Origin of the sequence: Escherichia sp. MOD1-EC6842 (assembly GCF_002965705.1) — a bacterium.
Taxonomy (GTDB): domain Bacteria; phylum Pseudomonadota; class Gammaproteobacteria; order Enterobacterales; family Enterobacteriaceae; genus Escherichia; species Escherichia ruysiae.
Genome location: NZ_PTRF01000013.1, coordinates 106176 through 131967, shown reverse-complemented (window position 1 = coordinate 131967; position 25792 = coordinate 106176). Strand labels below are relative to the sequence as shown.

Below are 25792 nucleotides of genomic sequence, written 5' to 3'. Positions count from 1 at the left end.
ATAAAAAAGGGAGTCTCGACTCCCTTCTTAAATGAGATATCCGTCGGCAAGGAATAAAAATGAAAATAAAAGTATTATGTATCGCTATCATTTTTCATTTATGGTCAAATGAAGTTCTTGCCGACGATTTTAATTACAGTTTTATCCGGGGTGGAAGTAAAGAGATACCCGAGGTGTTGAAAAAAACCGGGCAAAACATACCCGGGAAATACGTTATTGACCTGTTATTTAATGGTTCTAAAACTGCGACCTCTGTAGATTTAGCGATCAGCAATGATGATGCAGAGCATATTTGTCTTTCTGATGAATGGTTGCAGGAAAAAGGCATTACTATCAATAAAGAATTTTATAAAGCGTATCTTAATCCCACACGCAACTGCTATCTCATAGATAAAGAGAAGAACAGCCGAGTATTTTTTGATCCTTCCCTGCAAGAGCTGTCAATCGATATGCCTCAGGCGGGTTTTATCGATACAAAAAAAGAAGGCGGCTCTTGGGATTATGGTAGTACCGGTTTTAAACTCGCCTATGATCTTAATACTTCAAAATCAAGCAACCAGGACCGGACAACATACGGTAATATCGAGGGCCAAGTCAATATTGGCGAATGGGTCCTGCTTGGCAGAGGATACGCGTATCAGGGGGAAAAATTTCAGAGCAATAACCTGTTGTTAACACACGCAATTAAATCGATAAAATCAGATATTCTGATTGGCAAAACCCAGTCCTACAATACTCTGAATAACGGATTTACCTTTTATGGCGCACAGTTAAAATCCAATCAGGATATGTATCCCTGGAACTCACAATCCTATGCCCCGGTAATAAACGGTATTGCCAGAACACATGCCCGTGTCACTGTCGAACAGGGCGGGTATACACTGAAATCATTCGTGGTTCCGCCAGGGCCTTTTGTGATTAACGATCTGACTGGTGTGTATTCTGGCGATATTATTTTAAAGATCTATGAAGAAGACGGCACGGTCAAAGAACAGCGATTCCCAGTTGCCGTTCTGCCGAATTTATTGAAACCCGGTAATTATAATTACAATATTGCCGTAGGTAGCAAAGTAGACCAATACAGTGACAAGCGTGATGAGGATAGCTTATTCGCGCAAATGACCTATGATTACGGTTTTGTGCCCTTTACGCTTAATACGTCTGCGCTGGTGGACAAAAACTACACTAACGTTGGTCTGGGGCTTATCCGTTCTTTTGGCTGGTTTGGCGCAGTCGCGATGAGCGGCAATCTGTCGCAAGCCAAATATCATAATGGTAAAGCCATGAATGGTTTTAGCGCATCGGTAAAATATGCCCGCGCCTTAGGGGAAAACGCAAATTTACAGCTAATCGGTTATCGTTTTAACTCAGAGAATTATATTGATTATTCAGATTTCAACTATCGCTATTACAGCCTGTTAAACAACAGGCCTAAACAGCGGTATGAATCGATTATTACCTATCAATTACCAGAAATGAATGTGTTCTTAAATATGTCTGCCTGGAAGGAGGACTACTGGGACACCTCCAGTGAAGTAGGTGCAAACTTGAATCTTAGCAAGAGCTTTAATAATATCTCGGTCTCTCTGAATGCCGGGTATTCCCGACTGCAGGGGATGGAATACGATTATAACGCCGGAGTTTCCCTTAGCGTGCCCTTTAGCGTGTTTGATAAATCGCACTATAGCTTCTCAGGTATAAACTATGATCGCCGTAACGGTACTAATTTCAATACTGGCGTTTCTGGAAATATCAATTCTCGCTTGAGCTATAATGCGTCCATCAACCAGTCGCGTAACACCACAGGAAGCGCAATTTCTGCTTCTTATCTGTTTGATAGCGTACAAACTTCAGCAAGCTATTCGCAAATGGGGAGCACGTCGAGTTCGTCATTCCAGGTTGGCGGAAGTATTATCGGACTGCCTGATGCAGGTATTCTTTTTACGCCTGTTAAAAATGATGAAATTGCAGTTGTACAAATGGAAGATGTTCCTGGCGTCATATTCAATGGTTCCATGCCTGGCGATAAAAAAGGACGCGCAGTGATACCTTTAACAGCTTATAACAATAACACCATCACGGTCAATGCGGACAACTTACCTCAGAGCGTTGAATTAACCGAAAACGCAATCAATGTAACGCCAACAGAAAACGCGATTATCTATAAAAAGGTGAAATACAGAAAAATCAACACCTATATTGTTAAAGTCATCAGCGGTAATGGTTTCGTTATTCCAATGGGGAGTATTGCTAAAAACGCGGAAAATCAGGAAATCGGCTACGTCAACAACGGCGGCATTCTGTTAATGAATCTGGAAGAAAAAGATGAAGGGATAATTTCTGTCGGTGATTGCAAATTCGACTCTCGATCGCTGAAGAAAGATATGGGTAAAGTACAGGAGATTAAGTGTGGCTAAGAAAAATACACTACAGAAATTATTCACGTTCGCATCACTGTGTTTATTTACGGCATCAACTCATGCGGCTTTCGTCCTTAACAGCACACGTTATGTTTTTGATGAAAAAAGAGAGAATATCTCTGTACAGGTTGATAACCAGTCTACTCAGGAATATGGCGGGCAAATATGGATTGAAAATCAGGATCAGAACGATAAAAACGTCTATTTTGTGCCCAGCCCCACTTTTTTTAAAGTGGCTGAGCAGCATAAACAAATTCTGCGTATCCTGAAAATTAATGATGCATTACCAAAGGACAAAGAATCGCTATTTTGGATCAATGTTCAGGAGATCCCAAAAGCACCAAAAGAAGGCGAAAATTCCTTATCGATTGCGCTGCATACTCAGGTCAAAATGTTTTATCGTCCTGACGCATTGAAAGAGAAAAGGGAAAACGCTGAGCAGAATATTAAAGCGATAAGCAGTGAGGGGAACACCGTTCTCTGGAACGACACCCCCTACTACTTTGCGATAATCAATGTTAAACAAAATGGATCACCCATAAAAGTTAGCGAGGATATTAAAGATAAACTATCTGTGTTTGCTCCAGGTGAAAAAGTATCGCTGGGTAAGTCAGTCACCAGTAACAGCCTGAGTATTGTGGCATTCGATGATTATGGCGTTGATAAAGAGTATAAACTAACTAAATCCTGAGGCGCATTAGGTGTTTGCTATGTATAAATTCATACTTGCTCTTTTCATTGCTATTTTATCACTCAGTTCCATACCCGCCATAGCGGCAAACTGTAGCGGAGGAGGAATAGCTTTTCAAATTGATCCCAATGATTCTCGCTATTTTATGAATGGCTACACGTCGGCGGATAATGCCCCATTGTTACTTATGAATCTAACTCTAAGTAATAGCATTGATTGTGAACCGGATTATATAGAAAATGCAGTCAAGAAGAGTAAAATGACCTTAAAAATGACTGGTGGAGGAAGCTGTAAAACCCCCACCACCATAACGACGCCCTATCCAAACATTGAATGGCAACTGGAGGGTATGACGTGCAGTAGTGGGTTCATTGCCTCTAACAACATTAGATCTGTCGACTGGGATGGAAAAGCCCACTGGCCTGCAGGTACTTCTTTGGGAAAAGCCAGGCTTGTGGTAAATGATCAATACTGGATACAAAACACACAAGCCGGTGAGTATACTGTTAATATACCGATACTTTCTGCAGGCAATACACTAGTTAACAGTCCCGCAATAAATGTCAGTTCAATATTGGGGGCAATGATGACTTTTATTTTTAATGACATTGGCACCTGCTCGATGTCTTTGTATCCTGAAAATATTGATTTTGGTAAATTAACCCCAAATGATGTTAATAGCAGTATATATAAAGAAATTATGGTTTCTTATTCTTGTAAAAATAAAGCATTGATTAATGGATTATATGTTCGCTTTGACCCGGAGAACGTAGTTGACGCTACAAATGGGTTGTTTAGTGCCAGTGATAGAAATGGACGGAAATTAAATTTTCAAATAACCAGACAGTATGGGAATTTATACACCATTCCCCTTAATGCGAATTATAAAATATTTGATCCATACAAATATAATCTTGATGCTACTGCAACATTCAGAATTAACGTTAAGCCTTCAATCCCGCTTCCTGTCGGGAAGGTTTCAACGTACCTGAATGTTTCGCTAATATACAGATAGGCTTGATGACGTTATGTATAGATGGCTACTATTTTTTTTGATACTTTTTTCATTTCACAACGCTTCTGCCTCGAAATCAGTGCAGAAGAGAGCGACTATAAATGCCGAGTTAACTTTAAATACTTGTGCATTGTCACTCTCTCCGGCAAACCTTAACTTTCAACAGGTCAGCTTTAGTCAGTTTGAAAATAGTGCAACAACGGCTCAGACCGTCGATTTGAATATTTCCTGCAGTTGGCCTGCAACGGGGATCTCTATAAAATTTTCGCCAGCCGCAGGCGTTGCTGCGAGCAGCACCAGTCTGATGAAAACGGGTTTATCTGGCGTTGGGCTTGCGTTGTCATGGAAAAATGCAACCGGTACGGATTTTGCGCCGCTTGAGTTGAATAAGCCTTTTGCACCTGCATCGACGGCATTAAGTAAAAATAGTGAAACGCTTGGCCAGTTTCAGCTTTTACCCAAACAAATTCCCGGTGAAACGCTCCAGGCAGGGAATGTTAATACCAGTTTGACGGTCGAGGTGACCTATGATTGACAAGCGTTGTCTCCTTTTTCCCTTGCTTATGGGACTCTTAAGCGCATCCACACCGTTGGCGGGTTATGCTGCGCAAAAAGCAAACGTTAGCTTACCCATCACCATGACCGTGACCAATCCACAATGTCAGATCAATAATGGAACTGGTCTGCCTGAAAATGTTCAGCTTCCCCTTATAACGACATCAGGCGCTTTATTAGGTGACAATAATGTTGAAGTCCCAATTTTAATAAATTGCTTAAGTAATATTACCAAATTTGAAGTGACGTTTACTGGGGGCAATAATTCTAAAATCACGACCTCCAACAATATGGTAGATCTTACGCTATCATGGAAAAAAGGCGGGGGAGCCGTTACATTTGGCTCACCGGTTGAGTTGAGTAAAGCCCCTTTTCTTGTGAGTCCAAAACAGTTTGACGGAAGCTTACTGGTCAGAGTTTCACCGCGTACAGGGACGATTCCTGCCGGAAGTTACACCGCCAGTTTGCCGGTTACATTTACCTATTATTGAGATGGTATAAACACAAGCCGGGGAACGCTCCCCGGCCTTTAACCAGGTTAATCAAACACACCGTTAATAATTGCGATTACCACTGCGGTACTCAACGCAATCAGTACCAGATTATCCACTATGATCATCATGATAGAAGAAATCTTCGATTCCGAGTCCGGGCACCACTAATTCCTGAGAACCCGCCTACAAGGCGGGTTTTTGCTTTTGGGAATACGTCCTTCCTGCCTTCGCCCCATCAACTGCGAATATCATCATACTCACGCGTTTTATCAAATTCGTGTTTTGCAAACGGGCACAGCGGGATAATTTTCCGTTTTTCCTGGCGCATTTTTTCCACGACTTTCGCTACCAGTTGTTTACCAATCCCCTGCCCTTTCAGGCTTTCATCAACATCGGTATGTTCGATAATCGCTAAATTCTCTCCGGTCGGCACAAAGACAATTTCAGCTATTTGATTTCCCTGCGCATCATTGATGTAAAATTTATTATGACCCTCACGTATTTCCATTTTCCCCTCACTTATTTATGACGGTATTTCAGTGCACCGCTGGGACATGTATCAATAACATTCACGACGGTAGCGACGTCTACTTCATCCGGCATGACCCACGGCTTACGTTTGAGATTAAACAGTTTGCTATTACCGCGCACACAATTACCGGAATGCTGACATATTGCGGTGTTGAAATAGACATCGACCTTTTCGCCGGTATAGCAGCGATAACCAACGTCCAATAGTTCCTGATCCATGACCTTCCCTCCCTCATAAGTATGGTTTTCGCTATAAGCATAGCTCTCGAATCGCCAGACGACACCGGAAGTTTCAGTTACCAAATCCGCTTCCCCGGATGGCCAATCCCCTTACTCCCTTTGAATTACCCGCAGCATCAGAGATAATGCTTAGGAAATTTGTCATACAAGGAAGCTGATGAGACATTCACTGCCCTGCCGCATGTTACGCAAACGTCCGATGAAACTCAGTACCACGGTGATCTTAATGGTCAGCGCAGTGCTGTTCTCGGTGCTGCTGGTAGTGCATCTGGTTTACTTCTCGCAAATCAGCGATATGACGCGTGACGGGCTGGCCAACAAGGCACTGGCCGTGGCGCGTACCCTTGCCGACTCGCCGGAAATTCGTCAGGGCTTGCAGAAAAAACCGCAGGAGAGCGGTATCCAGGACATCGCTGAAGCTGTACGTAAACGCAACGATCTGCTGTTTATTGTCGTTACCAATATGCAAAGTCTTCGCTACTCGCACCCTGAAACCCAACGCATTGGTCAGCTCTTTAAAGGGGACGACATCCTGAAGGCGCTCAACGGCGAGGAAAATGTCGCTATTAATCGCGGTTTTCTGGCGCAGGCTTTACGCGTATTTACCCCTATCTACGACGAAAATCATAAGCAGATCGGCGTGGTGGCGATTGGCCTGGAGTTAAGCCGCGTAACGCAGCAGATCAATGACAGTAGCTGGAGCATTATCTGGTCAATTTTATTCGGTGTGCTGGTTGGCGGGCTGGGTACATGGATTTTAGTCAAAGTACTTAAGCGCATCCTGTTCGGCCTGGAGCCTTACGAAATCTCAACTCTGTTTGAGCAACGCCAGGCAATGCTGCAATCAATCAAGGAAGGTGTCGTTGCCGTAGACGCGCGCGGCGAGGTCACACTCATCAATGATGCTGCGCAAGAACTGCTTAATTATCACAAATCCCAGGATGACGAAAAGCTATCGACACTGAGTCAGGCATGGTCGCAGGTGGTGGATGTCTCGGAAGTATTACGTGACGGCACGCCGCGACGAGATGAAGAGGTTACCGTCAAAGATCGGCTATTACTCATCAACACCGTACCCGTACGCAGCAATGGCGTTATCATCGGAGCCATCTCTACCTTCAGGGACAAAACGGAAGTTCGTAAGCTAATGCAACGGTTGGATGGGCTGGTCAATTATGCCGACGCACTTCGTGAACGCTCCCACGAATTTATGAACAAATTACACGTGATTCTCGGATTATTACATCTGAAGAGTTATAAGCAATTGGAAGATTACATTCTAAAAACAGCCAACAACTATCAGGAAGAGATTGGCTCTTTGCTGGGTAAAATCAAATCTCCGGTTATCGCTGGTTTTTTAATCAGCAAAATTAACCGCGCGACCGATTTAGGCCATACGCTGATATTAAATAGTGAGAGCCAGTTGCCAGACAGCGGTAGTGAAGATCAAGTCGCAACGTTAATTACCGCGTTGGGAAATCTGATAGAAAACGCGCTGGAGGCATTAGGGCAAGAACCCGGTGGTGAAATCAGCGTTACGTTGCACTACCGTCACGGCTGGCTGCACTGTGAAATTAACGATGATGGTCCGGGAATTTCCCCCGACAAAATCGATCACATTTTTGAAAAAGGTGTCTCGACAAAAGGAAGTGAACGAGGCGTCGGTCTGGCACTTGTCAAACAACAGGTTGAAAATCTCGGCGGCAGCATTGCCGTGGAATCGGAACCCGGGATTTTCACACAATTTTTTGTCCAGTTACCCTGGGATGGGGAGAGGTCGAGCAAATGATCAATGTATTAATTATCGATGACGATGCAATGGTAGCGGAGTTGAATCGCCGATACGTGGCGCAGATCCCTGGTTTTCAATGCTGCGGAACAGCCTCGACACTGGAGAAAGCCAAAGAGATTATCTTCAACAACGAAACACCTATCGACCTGATCTTGCTCGATATCTATATGCAAAAAGAAAACGGGCTCGATTTACTGCCTGTCCTGCACAACGCTCGATGCAAAAGCGATGTGATTGTCATCTCCTCAGCTGCTGATGCCGCAACCATTAAGGATTCTCTGCATTATGGCGTCGTTGATTATCTCATCAAACCGTTCCAGGCATCACGTTTTGAAGAGGCGCTCATCGGCTGGCGACAAAAGAAAATGGCGCTGGAGAAACATCAATACTATGACCAGGCCGAGCTGGATCAGCTAATTCATGGCAATTCATCTAACGAACAGGATACCCGCCGTCTGCCAAAAGGCTTAACGCCGCAGACTTTACGCACGCTGTGCCAGTGGATTGACGCTCACCAGGACTATGAATTTTCAACCGACGAGCTGGCCAACGAGGTTAACATCTCTCGCGTTTCCTGCCGCAAATATCTGATCTGGCTAGTGAATTGTCACATCTTAGTTACCAGTATCCATTATGGCGTCACCGGTCGTCCGGTTTATCGCTACCGTATTCAGGCAGAGCATTACTCATTACTGAAGCAATATTGCCAATAACGCGTTATTAGTTATCTGGAAGTAACAATTATTGCAGTAATGCAAACCAGCACTGGCACAAGTTACATCAGCCATCAGTAAAACTTGTGCCAGATCAAATATAATTATCCCTCTTCATCCCCTGCGAATTAATATCAATTCGGATAAATAGAGTTTTTAATTTCAAAACGCTAACAAAAGTTAATTAACTATTATGTCACCCGTATTATGTGTATTTTTACCCATAAATAGGTAGATCAGAATAATCTATAAAGTTGATGACATCCGTCTGTAGAACAAAAAATAGACCAATAAATATCAACAAGATAGCGCAAAAACAGACCATTAACATCTGCGAAACACAAACTATAACCCCATCGCCAGAGAGTATTTTCCTCTGAAAAAAACACTTATCACAGTGCATAAATTTACTGCTGCCTGAATCAGCCAATATTCACTGTGAAGTATTTGCTCGAGCCAGCAACGACCAAACGGATATTTAGTCAGTCTCTGATAACAGTTCATCCAAAACAGAATGTGGCTGTGATCTATTTGGCAAGAATTTAAATGGGATTATCGCGAGGGTTTACACATGTTATTTACCATCCAACTTATCATAATACTGATATGCCTGTTTTATGGTGCCAGAAAGGGCGGTATCGCGCTGGGTTTATTAGGCGGTATCGGCCTGGTCATTCTGGTCTTCGTCTTCCATCTTCAGCCGGGTAAACCACCGGTTGATGTCATGCTGGTCATCATTGCGGTGGTGGCAGCATCGGCGACCTTGCAAGCCTCTGGCGGTCTGGATGTTATGCTGCAAATTGCCGAAAAACTGCTGCGTCGCAATCCGAAATATGTTTCCATCGTCGCGCCGTTTGTCACCTGTACGCTGACCATTCTTTGCGGTACGGGTCACGTGGTTTACACCATCCTGCCGATCATCTACGACGTTGCGATTAAGAACAACATCCGTCCGGAACGCCCAATGGCGGCGAGCTCTATCGGCGCGCAGATGGGGATTATCGCCAGTCCGGTGTCGGTTGCCGTAGTATCGCTGGTCGCAATGCTGGGGAACGTAACCTTTGATGGTCGTCACCTTGAGTTCCTCGACCTGCTTGCGATTACCATCCCCTCTACCTTGTTAGGTATCCTGGCGATCGGTATTTTCAGTTGGTTCCGTGGTAAAGATCTGGATAAAGACGAAGAGTTCCAGAAATTCATCTCCGTACCGGAAAACCGTGAGTACGTTTACGGTGACACCGCCACGCTGCTGGATAAAAAACTACCGAAAAGCAACTGGCTGGCAATGTGGATCTTCCTCGGGGCAATCGCGGTGGTCGCACTTCTTGGTGCTGATTCTGACCTGCGTCCGTCTTTTGGCGGCAAGCCGCTGTCGATGGTACTGGTTATCCAGATGTTTATGCTGCTGACCGGGGCGTTGATTATTATCCTGACCAAAACCAATCCCGCGTCCATCTCAAAAAATGAAGTCTTCCGTTCCGGTATGATTGCCATCGTGGCGGTATACGGTATCGCGTGGATGGCCGAAACCATGTTCGGTGCGCATATGTCTGAAATTCAGGGCGTACTGGGCGAAATGGTGAAAGAGTATCCGTGGGCTTATGCCATTGTTCTGTTGCTGGTCTCCAAGTTTGTTAACTCCCAGGCCGCTGCACTGGCAGCAATTGTTCCGGTTGCACTGGCGATTGGCGTTGACCCGGCATACATCGTGGCTTCAGCACCGGCTTGCTATGGTTATTACATCCTGCCGACCTATCCGAGCGATCTGGCAGCGATTCAGTTTGACCGTTCCGGAACCACCCACATCGGCCGCTTCGTCATCAACCACAGCTTTATTTTGCCAGGGTTGATTGGTGTGAGCGTATCGTGCGTCTTCGGCTGGATCTTCGCTGCGATGTACGGGTTCTTGTAATTGCACTCTGCGTGCTGCCCGTCGCTGTGCGGCACGCCATTTTCGTATAACAAATACAGAGTTACAGGCTGGAAGCTATGTCAAATAAAGAGTTTATTTATCAGGCGCCTTTCCCGATGGGGAAAGACAATACCGAGTACTATCTGCTCACATCCGATTACGTTAGTGTTGCCGAATTTAACGGCGAAACCATCCTGAAAGTGGAACCTGAAGCCCTGACCTTGCTGGCGCAGCAAGCCTTCCATGACGCTTCTTTCATGCTCCGCCCGGCACACCAGCAACAGGTTGCTTCTATTCTTCACGACCCTGAAGCCAGTGAAAACGATAAGTATGTGGCGCTGCAATTCTTGAGAAACTCCGAAATCGCCGCCAAAGGTGTATTGCCGACCTGCCAGGATACCGGCACCGCCATCATCGTCGGTAAAAAAGGTCAGCGAGTGTGGACCGGCGGCGGTGATGAAAAAGCCTTATCAAAAGGTGTCTATAACACTTATATCGAAGATAACCTGCGCTATTCACAAAACGCACCGCTGGACATGTACAAAGAGGTCAACACCGGCACTAACCTGCCTGCGCAAATCGACCTGTACGCAGTGGATGGCGACGAGTACAAATTCCTCTGCGTCGCCAAAGGCGGCGGTTCTGCCAACAAAACGTATCTCTATCAGGAAACCAAAGCCCTGCTGACTCCGGGTAAACTGAAAAACTTCCTCGTTGAGAAAATGCGTACTCTCGGCACCGCAGCCTGCCCGCCGTACCATATCGCGTTTGTGATTGGCGGCACGTCTGCGGAAACCAACCTGAAAACCGTCAAGTTGGCAAGTGCTCACTATTACGATGAGCTGCCGACTGAAGGGAACGAACACGGTCAGGCTTTCCGCGATGTCCAGTTAGAACAAGAACTCCTGATCGAGGCTCAGAAGCTCGGCCTCGGCGCGCAGTTTGGTGGTAAATACTTCGCTCACGACATCCGCGTGATTCGCCTGCCTCGTCACGGCGCATCCTGCCCGGTGGGTATGGGCGTCTCCTGCTCCGCTGACCGTAACATCAAAGCAAAAATTAACCGCGAAGGCATCTGGATCGAAAAACTGGAACACAATCCAGGCCAGTACATTCCGGAAGAACTGCGTCAGGCGGGTGAAGGCGACGCGGTGAAAGTCGATCTCAACCGTCCGATGAAAGAGATCCTCGCCCAGCTTTCGCAGTATCCGGTCTCTACTCGTCTGTCACTCACCGGCACCATTATCGTTGGTCGTGATATTGCGCACGCCAAGCTGAAAGAATTGATCGACGCCGGTAAAGAGCTGCCGCAGTACATCAAAGATCATCCGATCTACTACGCAGGTCCGGCAAAAACGCCAGCCGGTTATCCATCGGGTTCTTTAGGCCCAACCACCGCAGGCCGTATGGACTCTTACGTGGATCTGCTGCAATCCCACGGCGGCAGCATGATCATGCTGGCGAAAGGTAACCGCAGTCAGCAAGTCACCGACGCGTGTCATAAACACGGCGGCTTCTACCTCGGCAGCATTGGCGGCCCGGCGGCAGTGCTGGCACAGCAGAGCATTAAGCATCTGGAATGTGTCGCTTATCCGGAACTGGGTATGGAAGCTATCTGGAAAATCGAAGTAGAAGATTTCCCGGCGTTTATCCTGGTCGATGACAAAGGCAACGACTTCTTCCAGCAAATCGTCAACAAACAGTGCGCGAACTGCACTAAGTAACTTCTTTGGCCCAGCGCCTGGCGGCATACTGCCAGGTGATCCCCCTGGGCCACCTCTTTTGCGATTGTAATTTCACGCTTGCTGGTGAATAGTCAGTATTTTCCCTGACTTGCGAACTCACCATGACCCGCACACTCAAGCCGTTAGTTCTTAACACTGGCGCACTGGCGCTGACGTTAATCCTGATGTACACCGGAATTTCGGCCCATGACAAACTCACCTGGTTGATGGAAGTGACGCCGGTAATTATTGTCGTACCGTTGCTGCTTACCACCGCCAGACGTTATCCGTTAACGCCACTGCTTTATGCATTGATTTTCTTTCACGCCATTATCCTGATGGTCGGCGGTCAGTACACCTACGCGAAAGTCCCCATCGGTTTTGACGTGCAGGAATGGCTGGGATTGAGCCGTAATCCGTATGACAAGCTGGGGCATTTTTTCCAGGGACTGGTGCCTGCACTGGTAGCACGAGAAATCCTCGTGCGTGGGATGTACGTGCGCGGACGTAAAATGGTCGCGTTTCTGGTCTGCTGCGTGGCACTGGCGATAAGCGCCATGTATGAGTTGATCGAGTGGTGGGCGGCACTGGCGATGGGTCAGGGAGCGGATGATTTTCTTGGCACCCAGGGCGACCAGTGGGACACGCAATCCGATATGTTCTGCGCGCTGCTGGGCGCATTAACTACGGTGATATTCCTCGCCCGCTCTCATTGCCGCCAGTTACGGCGCTATGGCTTAATCACCAAAGCGCCGGACGCGATTACCCCTTAACGGTGCAACCAGCCTGGCAGCCAGTCGCCGTGGGCGGCAATCAGATCGTCAACAAGGGCATATATTTCGTCAATGCCCAGCACGGCGGCGGTGTGCGGATCCATCATCGCAGCGTGGTAAACACGGTCACGGTTTTCGGTGAGAATGGCTTCGGTGAGCAGCGTCTGTACGTTGATATTGGTTTGCATCAGGGCTGCCAGATGCGAAGGTAGCGTACCGACTTTGGTCGGCTGAATGCCATTAGCGTCAACCAGACAGGCCACTTCCACGCAACATCCTTGCGGCAGGTTATCAATCAAGCCATCGTTACGGACGTTGCCATAAATCACGCTCGGCTCTCCGGTCCAGATAGCGTTCATGATTGTGCTGGCATATTCCCGTGATGGTTTAATATCAATCCGGGAGGCGTTCTTATACTCCTCCAGCTCTTTGTGCCAGTTCGCCAGCTGCTCGACGCAGCGTTTCGGGTACTCATCCAGCGGTACTTTATAACGCTCAATCAAATCCTCACGGCCTGGCTTAATAAACCACGGCGTATATTCGGCAAAATGTTCTGACGACTCCGTGACGAAGTAGCCCAGCTTTTTGAACATTTCATAGCGCACAATGTTCTGGCAGCGAGGATTCCCATGAATATTCGGCTTCGGTGCCTGACCTGCGTCATAAGCCGCCAGCAGTTCCGGGTAGAGATTCCCGTAACTGCCGTCGGTGGTTTTGCGCTCCAGCTCCAGGTAAAACGCCATATGGTTGATACCCGCGCAACGATATCGCAGCGTGGCGGGATCAATATTGAGATCGCGCGCCAGCTCTTCCGCCGTTCCCTGCACCGAATGGCACAACCCTACCTGTTTGATATGCGGATAGCGGGCATACATCGCCCAGGTATTCATCGCCATCGGGTTAACGTAGTTGAGCATGGTGGCATCGGGGCAGACTTCCGTCATGTCCTCGCAAATTTGCCACAGGTGCGGAATGGTACGCAGTGCGCGCATAATGCCGCCCGGCCCCAACGTATCGGCAATAGTTTGTTCCAGACCGTGGCGCTTACAGACCTCGAAATCAGTCACCGTGCAAGGTTCATAACCACCAATCTGAAATGCCACCACGACAAAATCAGCATCCTGTAAGGCTTCTTTCTGTTGCGTGTGGCAGGTAATTTTGCCGCTGGCTCCTGCTGAATCCATCAGCTTACGCACCACAATGTGCGACTCTTCCAGGCGAGTTGGATCAATGTCCATCAGGGCAATATGCGCCGTTTTCAGCGCCTCGCGATGAAACACATCACCAAGAATATTTTTTACGAAAATTGTCGAACCAGCGCCGATAAAAGTAATTTTGGGTGCAGACATCATTCAGGTCTCCAGGCTTGCTTGAATGATTTCATCATGGCAGGCGATGTCGCAGAAAACCTCCGGCTTCCCCGTTGAGCATTCCCAAAAGCTCAGATCCAGGGTTACTTAGCAGTAAATATGAGTTTTTGGGACTAAATTGACTGAAAAACAGAGTAATTAGCCCTTATAAAATCCCCTCTCTTTATGTTTTGTGTCGTCATTCGCAGTCATCCTCAGCTACTCATGACATAATTCTGATAATCCAGGAAAGAGATCCGTCCATGAACACAGACACGTTTATGTGCAGCAGTGATGAAAAGCAGACCCGCAGCCCGCTGTCGCTGTACTCGGAATATCAGCGAATGGAGATTGAATTTCGTGCGCCGCATGTCATGACCACCAGCCACTGGCATGGTCAGGTTGAAGTGAATGTGCCTTTCGATGGCGATGTGGAATACCTGATCAACAATGAACAAGTGAATATCAATCAAGGGCATATCACGCTGTTCTGGGCCTGTACGCCGCACCAACTAACCGATACCGGAACTTGTCAGAGCATGGCGATTTTTAATCTGCCGATGCATCTGTTTCTCTCCTGGCCTCTGGATAAAGACCTTATAAACCACGTCACTCACGGCATGGTGATTAAATCGCTGGCGACACAGCAACTTAGCCCCTTTGAAGTGCGCCGCTGGCAGCAGGAATTGAACAGCCCGAATGAGCAAATCCGCCAGCTCGCCATTGATGAAATTGGCCTGATGCTCAAGCGATTTAGCCTCTCCGGCTGGGAACCGATTTTGGTTAATAAAACCTCGCGCACGCACAAAAACAGCGTCTCGCGTCATGCGCAATTTTACGTCAGCCAGATGCTGGGCTTTATTGCAGAAAACTATGACCAGGCGCTGACCATCAACGACGTGGCTGAGCACGTCAAACTAAACGCCAACTATGCGATGGGAATATTTCAGCGAGTCATGCAGTTGACGATGAAACAGTACATTACCGCAATGCGCATCAACCACGTTCGCGCGTTACTCAGCGATACCGATAAAAGTATTCTCGATATTGCCCTGACGGCAGGTTTTCGTTCGAGCAGTCGTTTTTACAGTACTTTCGCCAAATATGTCGGCATGTCGCCGCAACAATACCGCAAACTTAGCCAACAACGCCGCCAGACGCTTCCCGGTTAAAAACGATATCAGTATCAGCCAAAAAAATAATTTAGCTGTCGATAATAAACATTGAAAATTAATTGAAAAATTAATATAAGCTTCTGTTTATAATAATAAAAAATTAAAAACGTTTATTTTTCAATCGCTTTACAGCCTGAAATGCCCGGAAGATACTTGCCCGCAACGAAGATTCCTTCACAACCGGGTAAACAATGATGAAAGTATTAATTGTTGAAAGCGAGTTTCTACATCAGGACACCTGGGTCGGTAGCGCCGTTGAGCGTCTGGCGAATGCCTTGAGTCAACAAAATGTTACCGTCATTAAATCAACCTCATTTGATGATGGTTTTGCCATTCTCTCTTCAAATGAAGCCATTGATTGTCTGATGTTCAGTTATCAAATGGAGCATCCGGACGAACATCAAAACGTCAGAGAATTGATCGGTAAACTTCATGAACGCCAGCAAAACGTGCCGGTATTCCTGTTAGGCGATCGGGAAAAATCAATCGCCGCGCTGGATCGCGACCTGCTGGAGCTTGTCGATGAATTCGCCTGGATTCTGGAAGATACTGCCGATTTTATTGCCGGGCGCGCCATCGCCGCGATGACCCGCTACCGTCAACAGTTGTTACCGCCACTGTTCAGCGCGCTGATGAAATATAGCGACATCCATGAGTATTCCTGGGCCGCGCCGGGTCACCAGGGCGGTGTGGGGTTCACTAAAACGCCAGCCGGACGTTTCTACCATGACTATTATGGTGAAAACCTGTTCCGCACCGATATGGGTATTGAACGAACTTCTCTCGGTTCTTTGCTCGACCATACTGGCGCATTTGGCGAAAGTGAAAAATATGCCGCGCGCGTATTTGGTGCCGATCGCTCCTGGTCAGTCGTTGTTGGCACTTCAGGTTCTAACCGCACCATCATGCAAGCCTGCATGACGGATAACGACGTGGTCGTTGTTGACCGTAACTGCCACAAATCCATTGAACAAGGCTTAATGCTGACTGGCGCGAAACCGGTATACATGGTGCCAAGCCGCAACCGCTACGGCATTATCGGGCCAATCTACCCGCAGGAAATGCAGCCTGAAACCTTGCAGAAGAAAATCAGCGAAAGCCCGCTGACTAAAGACAAAGTCGGGCAAAAACCGTCTTACTGCGTGGTGACCAACTGCACCTACGACGGCGTGTGTTATAACGCCAAAGACGCGCAGGATCTGCTGGAAAAAACCTCTGACCGTCTGCACTTCGACGAAGCCTGGTATGGCTACGCACGGTTTAACCCAATCTATGCCGATCACTATGCAATGCGCGGTGAACCGGGCGATCACAATGGCCCAACCGTTTTCGCTACCCACTCCACACATAAACTGCTGAATGCGCTGTCGCAGGCGTCTTATATTCATGTACGTGAAGGTCGGGGCGCGATTAACTTCTCCCGCTTTAATCAGGCATACATGATGCATGCCACCACTTCCCCACTGTATGCCATCTGCGCATCAAACGATGTGGCTGTATCAATGATGGACGGCAACAGCGGTCTGTCACTGACTCAGGAAGTGATCGACGAAGCGGTCGATTTCCGCCAGGCAATGGCACGGTTGTATAAAGAGTTTACTGACGAAGGTAGCTGGTTCTTTAAACCGTGGAATAAAGAAATGGTTACCGATCCGGAAACCGGCAAAACCTATGACTTTGCTGACGCGCCGCGCAAACTGCTGACCACCGTTCAGGACTGCTGGGTAATGCATCCGGGCGAAAGCTGGCACGGCTTTAAAGATATCCCGGACAACTGGAGTATGCTCGACCCGATTAAAGTCAGCATCCTCGCACCGGGGATGGGTGAAGACGGTGAACTGGAAGAGACAGGCGTACCTGCCGCACTGGTTACCGCATGGCTTGGCCACCACGGCATCGTGCCAACTCGCACCACCGATTTCCAGATTATGTTCCTGTTCTCAATGGGCGTGACCCGAGGGAAATGGGGAACTCTGGTTAACACCCTCTGTTCCTTCAAACGCCACTACGACGCCAACACACCACTGGCGCAGGTGATGCCGGAACTTGTTGAACAATATCCTGACACTTACGCGAACATGGGGATTCACGATCTGGGTGACAAAATGTTTGCCTGGCTGAAAGAAAACAACCCAGGAGCACGGTTGAACGAAGCCTATTCCGGCCTGCCGGTGGCGGAAATCACTCCGCGTGAAGCGTACAACGCGATTGTCGACAACAACGTTGAGCTGGTATCCATTGAAAATCTGCCAGGACGCATTGCGGCGAACTCAGTTATCCCGTATCCGCCAGGAATCCCGATGCTGCTGTCTGGTGAAAACTTCGGCGATAAAAACAGTCCGCAGGTAAGTTATTTACGCTCGCTGCAATCCTGGGATCATCATTTCCCTGGATTTGAACACGAAACTGAAGGTACTGAAATTATTGACGGTATTTACCACGTAATGTGTGTGAAAGCGTAACCACTATTCCGCTGAAGGCGTAATTGTTTTAATAACATTACGCCGCCTGGCCTGAGGCCTTTTGAGTATGGCAACGTTTTCATAAAAATTGCTGCAAACAAAAATGTCATGCTTTTTGCGCGGTCCCACCCCGCGCTTTTTTTGTTTATTATTTACCCTTATTTACTCTGTAAAATTTTTTGTACATGAGAAATTACTATAAAAATTTGTAATATTAGTAAAACACGTTATTTTTATGCATGTTTTGATTCGTCATACAATTATATAACCCGTTCCCGGTATCTCTCTATGTTGGCGAGATCCACTATTTTTCTTTGCATTTCAGGAGTACATGTATGAGGATTTGCAGCAACCAACCTTGTATAGTTTTATTAACTGAAAAAGATGTCTGGCTAAGAGTGAATGGGAAAGAGCCTATAAGTTTAAAAGCTAACCATATGGCGTTATTAAGTTGTGAAAATAATATTATCGACGCCTCCTCTCTGAATAACACTTTGATTGCTTATATTAGCCTCGACATCATCAAAGATTATCTCCGTTTTCTGAATAAAGATCTCTCGAAAATACCGGTCTGGCAACGTAGCGCCACACCGATTATTTCCCTGCCATGCCTTACACCAGAGGTGTTTCGCGTTGCAGCGCAACATAGCACAGAGCCTGCTGAAACAGAGTCGGAAAAAGAACGAACACGTGCATTATTATTCACTGTGCTCTCTCGCTTTCTCGACAGTAAAAAATTCCTTTCTCTACTTATGTATATGTTACGTAATTGTGTTAGCGACAGCGTTTATCAAATCATTGAAAGCGATATCCATAAAGACTGGAATCTTAGTATGGTAGCCAGTTGTTTATGTCTTAGCCCAAGTTTGTTAAAGAAAAAGCTGAAAAGCGAAAACACCAGTTATAGCCAAATAATAACCACCTGCCGGATGCGTTATGCTGTAAATGAATTAATGATGGATGGAAAAAATATCTCACAGGTGTCACAGTCCTGTGGCTACAACAGCACGTCTTACTTTATTTCTGTATTTAAAGACTTCTATGGTATGACGCCACTCCATTATGTTAGCCAACACAGAGAACGTTCTGTCGCCTGATTTATAACCTTTACAAAGAGATATATTAATAACGGCATCAGCGATAACCCGACTGACGATAATTCAATGCGCGAATGCAGGCGTATGATATGACGTAATTTATTGTCACGAAGCTCGCCTTCGCAGGAGTTTAATTATGTCTTCGGATGCTGATGCTCACAAAGTGGGCTTAATCCCCGTTACTCTGATGGTGTCGGGGAATATTATGGGGTCAGGTGTATTTCTGTTACCTGCAAACCTGGCCTCGACTGGCGGTATTGCTATATATGGTTGGTTGGTGACGATTATCGGTGCTTTGGCTTTATCGATGGTCTACGCCAAAATGTCGTTCCTCGATCCCAGCCCTGGCGGTTCATATGCCTACGCGCGCCGCTGTTTTGGTCCTTTTCTCGGATATCAAACCAACGTTCTCTACTGGCTGGCCTGCTGGATCGGCAATATCGCCATGGTGGTCATTGGCGTCGGCTATTTGAGCTATTTCTTCCCGCTCCTCAAAGATCCGTGGGTATTAACCATCACCTGCGTGGTGGTGCTGTGGATCTTCGTTCTGCTTAATATCGTCGGTCCGAAAATGATCACCCGCGTGCAGGCCGTCGCTACCGTGCTGGCGCTGATTCCCATCGTCGGGATTGCCGTATTCGGCTGGTTCTGGTTCCACGGAGAAACCTATATGGCGGCATGGAACGTCAGCGGCCTGGGCACCTTCGGCGCGATTCAAAGCACCTTAAACGTTACGCTGTGGTCATTTATCGGGGTGGAAAGTGCGTCTGTTGCAGCGGGTGTGGTGAAAAACCCGAAACGCAACGTCCCTATCGCCACCATTGGCGGGGTATTGATTGCCGCCGTTTGCTATGTGCTCTCGACCACCGCGATTATGGGGATGATCCCCAACGCCGCACTGCGCGTTTCCGCCTCACCTTTCGGTGATGCTGCACGGATGGCGCTGGGTGATACCGCAGGAGCCATTGTCTCCTTCTGTGCGGCGGCTGGTTGCTTAGGTTCGCTGGGTGGCTGGACACTACTGGCCGGGCAAACGGCGAAAGCCGCTGCCGATGACGGTCTGTTCCCACCGATTTTTGCCCGCGTCAACAAAGCAGGCACACCGGTAGCCGGGTTGATTATCGTCGGTATCCTGATGACTATCTTCCAGTTCAGCAGCATTTCGCCAAACGCAACCAAAGAGTTCGGTCTGGTCTCTTCCGTATCGGTAATCTTTACCCTGGTGCCTTATCTTTATACCTGTGCCGCTTTACTGCTTTTAGGCCACGGTCACTTTGGTAAAGCGCGTCCGGCGTATCTGGCCATCACCACTATCGCCTTCCTTTACTGCATCTGGGCGGTAGTCGGTTCTGGCGCACAAGAGGTCATGTGGTCATTCGTCACGCTGATGGTGATCACCGCAATGTACACACTGAACTACAACCGACTGCATAAAAACCCCTATCCATTAGATGCACCAATAAGCAAAGATTAAGCCCCCTTAATCCAGCAAACATAAAAGCCAACCTTAAGAACTTAAGGTTGGCTTAACTTTGCTTTGCGAGCATATGCGCACTTTGTTCGATGGAAACACCGTGATGTTGAAGCGCCTTCTAAAAAGACCCTCTTTGAATTTACTCGCCTGGCTATTGCTGGCCTCTTTTTATATTGCTATCTGCCTGAACATTGCCTTTTTTAAACAGGTTTTACAGGCGTTACCGCTGGATTCAATGCATAACGTGCTGGTTTTCTTGTCGATGCCGGTCGTCGCGTTCAGCGTGATTAATATTGTCCTGACGCTAGGCTCTTTCTTATGGCTTAATCGTCCGCTGGCCTGCCTGTTTATTCTTGTCGGCGCGTCTGCGCAATATTTCATAATGACTTATGGCATCGTCATCGACCGTTCGATGATTGCCAATATCATGGATACCACACCTGCGGAAAGCTACGCGTTAATGACACCGCAGATGTTATTAACGCTAGGGTTAAGCGGGGTTCTTGCTGCACTGATTGCCTGCTGGGTAAAAATCAAGCCCGCAACCTCACGCTTGCGTAGCGTTCTTTTCCGTGGGGTCAATATTCTGATTTCTGTACTGCTGATTCTGCTGGTCGCCGCGTTGTTTTATAAAGACTACGCCTCGCTGTTTCGTAACAACAAAGAGCTGGTGAAATCCTTAAGCCCCTCCAACAGCATTGTTGCCAGTTGGTCATGGTATTCCCACCAGCGACTGGCAAATCTGCCGCTGGTTCGCATTGGCGAGGATGCACACCGCAACCCGTTAATGCAAAACGAGAAACGTAAAAATCTGACCATCTTGATCGTCGGCGAAACCTCGCGGGCAGAGAATTTCTCACTCAACGGCTACCCACGTGAAACCAATCCGCGTCTGGCGAAAGATAATGTGGTCTATTTCCCCAATACCGCGTCTTGCGGCACGGCAACGGCTGTCTCTGTGCCATGCATGTTCTCGGATATGCCGCGTGAGCATTACAAAGAAGAGCTGGCACAGCACCAGGAAGGCGTGCTGGATATCATTCAGCGAGCGGGCATTAATGTGTTGTGGAATGACAACGACGGTGGCTGCAAAGGTGTCTGCGACCGCGTACCACACCAGAATGTCACCGCGCTGAACCTGCCCGGCCAGTGCATCAACGGCGAATGCTATGACGAGGTGCTGTTCCACGGGCTGGAAGAGTACATCAATAACCTGCAAGGTGATGGCGTGATTGTCTTACACACCATCGGTAGCCACGGCCCGACCTATTACAACCGCTATCCGCCGCAGTTCAGGAAATTTACCCCCACCTGCGACACCAACGAGATCCAGACCTGTTCCAAAGAACAACTGGTGAACACTTACGATAATACGTTGCTCTACGTCGACTATATTGTTGATAAAGCAATTAATCTGCTGAAAGAACATCAGGATAAATTTACCACCAGCCTGGTTTATCTTTCTGACCACGGTGAATCGTTAGGTGAAAATGGCATCTATCTACACGGCCTGCCTTATGCCATCGCGCCTGATAGCCAAAAACAAGTACCGATGCTGCTGTGGTTGTCGGAGGATTATCAAAAGCGGTATCAGATTGACCAGAGCTGCCTGCAAAAACAGGCACAAACACAGCACTATTCACAGGGCAATTTATTCTCAACCCTGTTGGGATTAACCGGCGTCGAGACGAAGTATTACCAGGCTGCGGATGATATTCTGCAAACTTGCAGGAGAGTGACTGAATGAAAATACTGATTGTTGAAGACGATACGCTGTTATTGCAGGGGCTGATTCTGGCGGCACAAACCGAAGGCTACGCGTGCGATGGCGTCACGACCGCGCGGATGGCGGAACAAAGCCTGGAAGCCGGGCACTACAGCCTGGTGGTGCTGGATTTAGGGTTACCCGACGAAGATGGACTGCATTTTCTCGCCCGTATCCGGCAGAAAAAATACACCCTGCCGGTACTGATCCTCACCGCTCGCGACACCCTGACCGACAAAATCGCCGGGCTGGATGTCGGTGCCGATGACTATCTGGTAAAACCTTTTGCGCTGGAAGAGTTACACGCCCGCATCCGCGCCCTGCTGCGACGCCATAATAATCAGGGCGAAAGCGAGTTGATTGTTGGCAATCTGACGCTGAATATGGGGCGCCGTCAGGTATGGATGGGCGGCGAAGAATTGATTCTGACGCCCAAAGAATATGCTCTGCTATCGCGGCTGATGCTCAAAGCAGGCAGCCCGGTGCATCGGGAAATTCTCTACAACGATATCTATAACTGGGACAACGAACCCTCAACCAACACCCTGGAAGTGCATATCCACAACCTGCGCGACAAAGTGGGCAAAACACGTATCCGCACCGTGCGCGGCTTTGGCTATATGCTGGTCGCGAATGAGGAAAACTAATTGAATCTGATGCGTTTTCTGCGCCGACCAATGTCGCTGCGTCAACGGCTGATATTGACCATCGGCGCTATTCTGCTGGTTTTTGAGCTGATTAGCGTCTTTTGGCTATGGCATGAAAGTACCGAGCAAATTCAGCTCTTTGAGCAGGCGCTACGTGACAATCGCAACAACGATCGCCACATCATGCGTGAGATCCGCGAAGCGGTTGCCAGCCTGATTGTTCCCGGCGTATTTATGGTCAGCCTGACACTATTTATCTGCTATCAGGCAGTGCACCGCATCACTCGCCCGCTGGCGGAACTGCAAAAAGAACTGGAAGCGCGCACCGCTGACAACTTAACGCCCATTGCCATTCATAGCGCCACTCTCGAAATCGAAGCGGTGGTTTCGGCGTTGAACGATCTGGTCAGTCGCCTGACCAGCACGCTGGATAACGAAAGGTTGTTTACCGCTGACGTCGCTCACGAACTGCGAACGCCGCTGGCGGGGGTGCGTTTGCATCTGGAACTGCTGGCGAAAACGCATCACATTGATGTAGCGCCGTTAGTCGCACGGCTTGATCAGATGATGGAGAGCGTCTCCCAGTTGTTGCAACTGGCGCGCGCCGGACAGTCATTTTCTTCCGGTAATTATCAGCATGTAAAACTGCTGGAAGATGTGATCCTGCCCTCCTATGACGAACTCAGCACCATGCTCGACCAGCGTCAACAAACTTTGCTGTTACCAGAGAGCGCCGCTGACATCACTGTTCAGGGCGACGCGACCCTGCTGCGGATGTTATTGCGTAACCTGGTAGAAAACGCCCATCGCTATAGTCCAGCAGGCAGCAACATTATGATTCAGCTGCAAGAAGATGGCGGTGCGGTAATGGCGGTTGAAGATGAAGGGCCTGGCATTGATGAGAGTAAATGCGGAGAGTTGAGCAAAGCGTTTGTACGAATGGACAGCCGTTATGGCGGGATTGGTCTGGGATTAAGTATTGTCAGCCGCATCACACAGTTGCATCACGGGCAGTTTTTCCTGCAAAACCGGGAAGAGGCTTCCGGTACGCGCGCCTGGGTACGGCTGAAGAAAGATCAATACGTGGCAAACCAGATATAGAGAAAGCTGCTGACTACCAGCACGCTAAACACAGTCGTTAAACTTTCATAAACACGGTTTTTCATTGCACTCTCCTCCGTTGTCCTGGAGGAGAGTATGCGCGTCAGAGATTAAGTGAACCTTAAGAGTTCGATTGTTGGCCTGATAAGAGAGTGTCGCATCAGGCAATCCGTTTCAGCTTACTCATCAATTCGCGGATGTTGCTGCACCAGGCGGGTACGTTTCGCCTGCAAATCGGCAATTTCCTGGTCAATATCCTCGATTTTCTGCTCAATATTATCGTAATGCTCGACGAGAATTTCCTTCGCTTCCTGCAAATCTGACGCCGCAGGCGTCGCACCTTTCAGTGGACGATTCGCCGTCTCTTTCATGGTCACGCCAGTGATTAAACCAACCACCGCCACTACCATCAGGTAATAGGCAGGCATCATCAGATTATGCGAGCTTTCCACCAGCCAGGCCGCCAGCGTTGGCGTCAGACCGGCAACCAGCACCGAAATATTAAATGCCGCCGCCAGCGCACTGTAACGGATATGTGTCGGGAACATCGCTGGCAAGGTAGAGGCCATAACCCCCGTAAAGCAGTTAAGGATCACCGCCAGCATCAGCAACCCAGCGAAAATCAGGCCGATAATATTGCTGTTAATCAGGATAAACGCAGGGATCGCCAGCGCAAACAACGCAACACTGCCGAGGATCACAAACGGACGACGGCCAAAACGGTCACTCAGCAAGCCCATCACCGGCTGAACAAACAGCATACCGATCATAATCGCGATAATAATCAGCACCCCGTGGTCTTCGGAGTAATGCAGGTTATGCGACAAATAACTCGGCATATAAGTCAGCAACATGTAGTAAGTCACGTTGGTGGCGATCACCAGACCAATACATGTCAACAGACTACGCCAGTGTTTGGTGGCAATCTCTTTAAACGAAACTTTCGGGCCATCCTGCAAACCTTCGCGGTCACCCTGTTCCAGTTTCTCAACATGTTGCTGGAACGCTGGCGTCTCTTCTAAAGCATGACGAAGATAAAGCCCAATAATTCCCAGCGGCAGCGCGATAAAGAACGGAATACGCCAGCCCCAGTCAAGGAAGTTCTCTTCGCCGACAATGGTCGAAATCAACACCACCACGCCCGCACCCAGCACAAAGCCGGCAATAGAACCGAAGTCCAGCCAGCTGCCCATAAAGCCACGTTTACGGTCAGGTGAGTATTCCGCAACAAATATCGACGCTCCGGTATATTCACCGCCGACCGAGAAACCTTGTGCCATCTTACAGATCAACAGCAAAATCGGCGCCCAAATACCAATAGAGGCGTAGGACGGTATTAAACCGATACAGAACGTACTGATCGACATAATCACAATAGTGATAGCGAGGATCTTCTGGCGACCATATTTATCGCCCAACATACCGAAGAAGAGTCCGCCAAGCGGTCGAATCAGAAAGGGAACGGAGAAGGTGGCAAGTGCAGCAACCATCTGCACGCTGGGGTCAGCCCCCGGGAAAAATACTTTACCTAATGCGTAAGCAACAAAGCCATAAACACCAAAATCGAACCATTCCATTGCATTACCCAGCGATGCTGCAGTAATGGCTTTTCGCAGTTTACCGTCATCAATAATGGTGACATCACGAAGGGTTATCGGTTTTACTTTTTTCCTTTTCAGCATAGCTTTCCTCGCAGAGTAAGCCCATTTCCGCACGCGTCAGGCAAATAGACGCGGCGCCCGCAAAAGGGGAGCGGGAATTGCAGGGTGCAATCTCTGTAACAAGCGTAGCTGGTTTGCTTACACGATCCGATTAAGGATTGTACAATCAAACCTGTTGACGCCTGAATTGGGCAGTTAATG

General features: G+C 48.0%; 22 protein-coding genes and 1 pseudogene. 17 read left to right on the top strand and 6 right to left on the bottom strand.

Going from position 1 to position 25792, the window contains the following annotated elements:
- Positions 1 to 59 precede the first annotated feature (59 nt).
- The 5 genes from pefC to A7Z29_RS16330 are packed head-to-tail and all read left to right on the top strand — an operon-like array spanning position 60 to position 5172.
- On the top strand, positions 60 to 2417 hold the full coding sequence (pefC, locus tag A7Z29_RS16350; RefSeq protein ID WP_105290480.1) for a PefC/AfrB family outer membrane usher protein: 2358 nt from the start codon (positions 60 to 62) through the stop codon (positions 2415 to 2417).
- A complete protein-coding gene (locus A7Z29_RS16345; RefSeq protein ID WP_105290479.1) occupies positions 2410 to 3111 on the top strand; it encodes a fimbrial chaperone in 702 nt (233 codons plus the stop codon). Before pefC ends, A7Z29_RS16345 begins: the two co-directional genes overlap by 8 nt.
- A gap of 19 nt (positions 3112 to 3130) precedes the next feature.
- Entirely contained in the window at positions 3131 to 4126 is a 996-nt protein-coding gene (locus A7Z29_RS16340) for a fimbrial protein (protein WP_105290484.1), read from the top strand.
- A 13-nt stretch (positions 4127 to 4139) separates the two neighbouring features.
- A complete protein-coding gene (locus tag A7Z29_RS16335) occupies positions 4140 to 4661 on the top strand; it encodes a fimbrial protein (RefSeq protein ID WP_105290478.1) in 522 nt (173 codons plus the stop codon).
- Positions 4654 to 5172 (top strand): fimbrial protein, encoded by a 519-nt coding sequence (locus tag A7Z29_RS16330; RefSeq protein ID WP_105290477.1) that lies wholly within the window; start codon positions 4654 to 4656, stop codon positions 5170 to 5172. Before A7Z29_RS16335 ends, A7Z29_RS16330 begins: the two co-directional genes overlap by 8 nt.
- Positions 5173 to 5219: 47 nt before the next feature.
- On the opposite strand, the pseudogene A7Z29_RS23785 reads toward A7Z29_RS16330, so the two are convergent.
- From A7Z29_RS23785 to yjdI, 3 genes and pseudogenes are all read right to left on the bottom strand, one after another.
- Positions 5220 to 5297, bottom strand: a pseudogene (locus tag A7Z29_RS23785) (hypothetical protein); the annotation flags it as partial.
- A gap of 113 nt (positions 5298 to 5410) precedes the next feature.
- Complete coding sequence (locus A7Z29_RS16325; protein ID WP_000405640.1) at positions 5411 to 5683, bottom strand: GNAT family N-acetyltransferase; 273 nt, start codon at positions 5681 to 5683, stop codon at positions 5411 to 5413.
- Between the two features lie 11 nt (positions 5684 to 5694).
- On the bottom strand, positions 5695 to 5925 hold the full coding sequence (gene yjdI, locus A7Z29_RS16320; RefSeq protein ID WP_105290476.1) for a 4Fe-4S mono-cluster protein YjdI: 231 nt from the start codon (positions 5923 to 5925) through the stop codon (positions 5695 to 5697).
- Between the two features lie 178 nt (positions 5926 to 6103).
- Between yjdI and A7Z29_RS16315 the strand changes: the two genes are divergently transcribed.
- The 5 genes from A7Z29_RS16315 to A7Z29_RS16295 all read left to right on the top strand — a co-directional run bounded on the left by A7Z29_RS16315 (position 6104) and on the right by A7Z29_RS16295 (position 12860).
- Positions 6104 to 7735 (top strand): sensor histidine kinase, encoded by a 1632-nt coding sequence (locus A7Z29_RS16315; protein WP_105290475.1) that lies wholly within the window; start codon positions 6104 to 6106, stop codon positions 7733 to 7735.
- Positions 7732 to 8451, top strand: a complete 720-nt coding sequence (gene dcuR / locus A7Z29_RS16310) for a two-component system response regulator DcuR (RefSeq protein ID WP_000611279.1) — start codon at positions 7732 to 7734, stop codon at positions 8449 to 8451. The genes A7Z29_RS16315 and dcuR overlap by 4 nt, the downstream gene beginning before the upstream one ends.
- A gap of 571 nt (positions 8452 to 9022) precedes the next feature.
- A complete protein-coding gene (gene dcuB, locus A7Z29_RS16305) occupies positions 9023 to 10363 on the top strand; it encodes an anaerobic C4-dicarboxylate transporter DcuB (protein ID WP_000899528.1) in 1341 nt (446 codons plus the stop codon).
- A 77-nt stretch (positions 10364 to 10440) separates the two neighbouring features.
- Positions 10441 to 12087, top strand: coding sequence for a class I fumarate hydratase (gene fumB / locus A7Z29_RS16300; RefSeq protein ID WP_105290474.1), 1647 nt, complete (start codon positions 10441 to 10443; stop codon positions 12085 to 12087).
- A 122-nt stretch (positions 12088 to 12209) separates the two neighbouring features.
- The gene (locus tag A7Z29_RS16295; RefSeq protein ID WP_105280888.1) at positions 12210 to 12860 is read left to right on the top strand and encodes a DUF2238 domain-containing protein; all 651 of its coding nucleotides are present in this window, start codon (positions 12210 to 12212) and stop codon (positions 12858 to 12860) included.
- Here the strand turns inward: A7Z29_RS16295 and melA are convergent.
- On the bottom strand, positions 12857 to 14212 hold the full coding sequence (melA, locus tag A7Z29_RS16290) for an alpha-galactosidase (protein WP_105290473.1): 1356 nt from the start codon (positions 14210 to 14212) through the stop codon (positions 12857 to 12859). The two genes, A7Z29_RS16295 and melA, sit on opposite strands and share 4 nt — an antisense overlap.
- A 260-nt stretch (positions 14213 to 14472) precedes the next feature.
- On the opposite strand from melA, the gene melR reads away from it, so the two are divergent.
- The 7 genes from melR (at position 14473) to pmrB (ending at position 23930) form a co-directional block, all read left to right on the top strand.
- Positions 14473 to 15381: a transcriptional regulator MelR gene (melR, locus tag A7Z29_RS16285; RefSeq protein ID WP_001090775.1), complete on the top strand. Its 909-nt coding sequence runs from the start codon at positions 14473 to 14475 to the stop codon at positions 15379 to 15381.
- 197 nt (positions 15382 to 15578) lie between these two features.
- On the top strand, positions 15579 to 17846 hold the full coding sequence (adiA, locus tag A7Z29_RS16280) for an arginine decarboxylase (RefSeq protein WP_077629710.1): 2268 nt from the start codon (positions 15579 to 15581) through the stop codon (positions 17844 to 17846).
- A gap of 335 nt (positions 17847 to 18181) precedes the next feature.
- Entirely contained in the window at positions 18182 to 18943 is a 762-nt protein-coding gene (locus tag A7Z29_RS16275; RefSeq protein WP_001217089.1) for an AraC family transcriptional regulator, read from the top strand.
- A gap of 136 nt (positions 18944 to 19079) precedes the next feature.
- Complete coding sequence (gene adiC / locus A7Z29_RS16270) at positions 19080 to 20417, top strand: arginine/agmatine antiporter (RefSeq protein WP_000093133.1); 1338 nt, start codon at positions 19080 to 19082, stop codon at positions 20415 to 20417.
- A gap of 103 nt (positions 20418 to 20520) precedes the next feature.
- Complete coding sequence (eptA, locus tag A7Z29_RS16265; protein WP_105290472.1) at positions 20521 to 22164, top strand: phosphoethanolamine transferase EptA; 1644 nt, start codon at positions 20521 to 20523, stop codon at positions 22162 to 22164.
- Positions 22161 to 22829, top strand: coding sequence for a two-component system response regulator BasR (gene basR / locus A7Z29_RS16260; protein ID WP_000697918.1), 669 nt, complete (start codon positions 22161 to 22163; stop codon positions 22827 to 22829). Before eptA ends, basR begins: the two co-directional genes overlap by 4 nt.
- Positions 22830 to 23930, top strand: a complete 1101-nt coding sequence (pmrB, locus tag A7Z29_RS16255; protein ID WP_001052143.1) for a two-component system sensor histidine kinase PmrB — start codon at positions 22830 to 22832, stop codon at positions 23928 to 23930.
- On the opposite strand, the gene pmrR is transcribed toward pmrB, so the two are convergent.
- Positions 23906 to 23995, bottom strand: a complete 90-nt coding sequence (pmrR, locus tag A7Z29_RS16250; RefSeq protein ID WP_000797657.1) for an LpxT activity modulator PmrR — start codon at positions 23993 to 23995, stop codon at positions 23906 to 23908. The genes pmrB and pmrR overlap by 25 nt on opposite strands.
- A 114-nt stretch (positions 23996 to 24109) precedes the next feature.
- A complete protein-coding gene (gene proP / locus A7Z29_RS16245) occupies positions 24110 to 25612 on the bottom strand; it encodes a glycine betaine/L-proline transporter ProP (protein WP_032226450.1) in 1503 nt (500 codons plus the stop codon).
- Positions 25613 to 25792 lie beyond the last annotated feature (180 nt).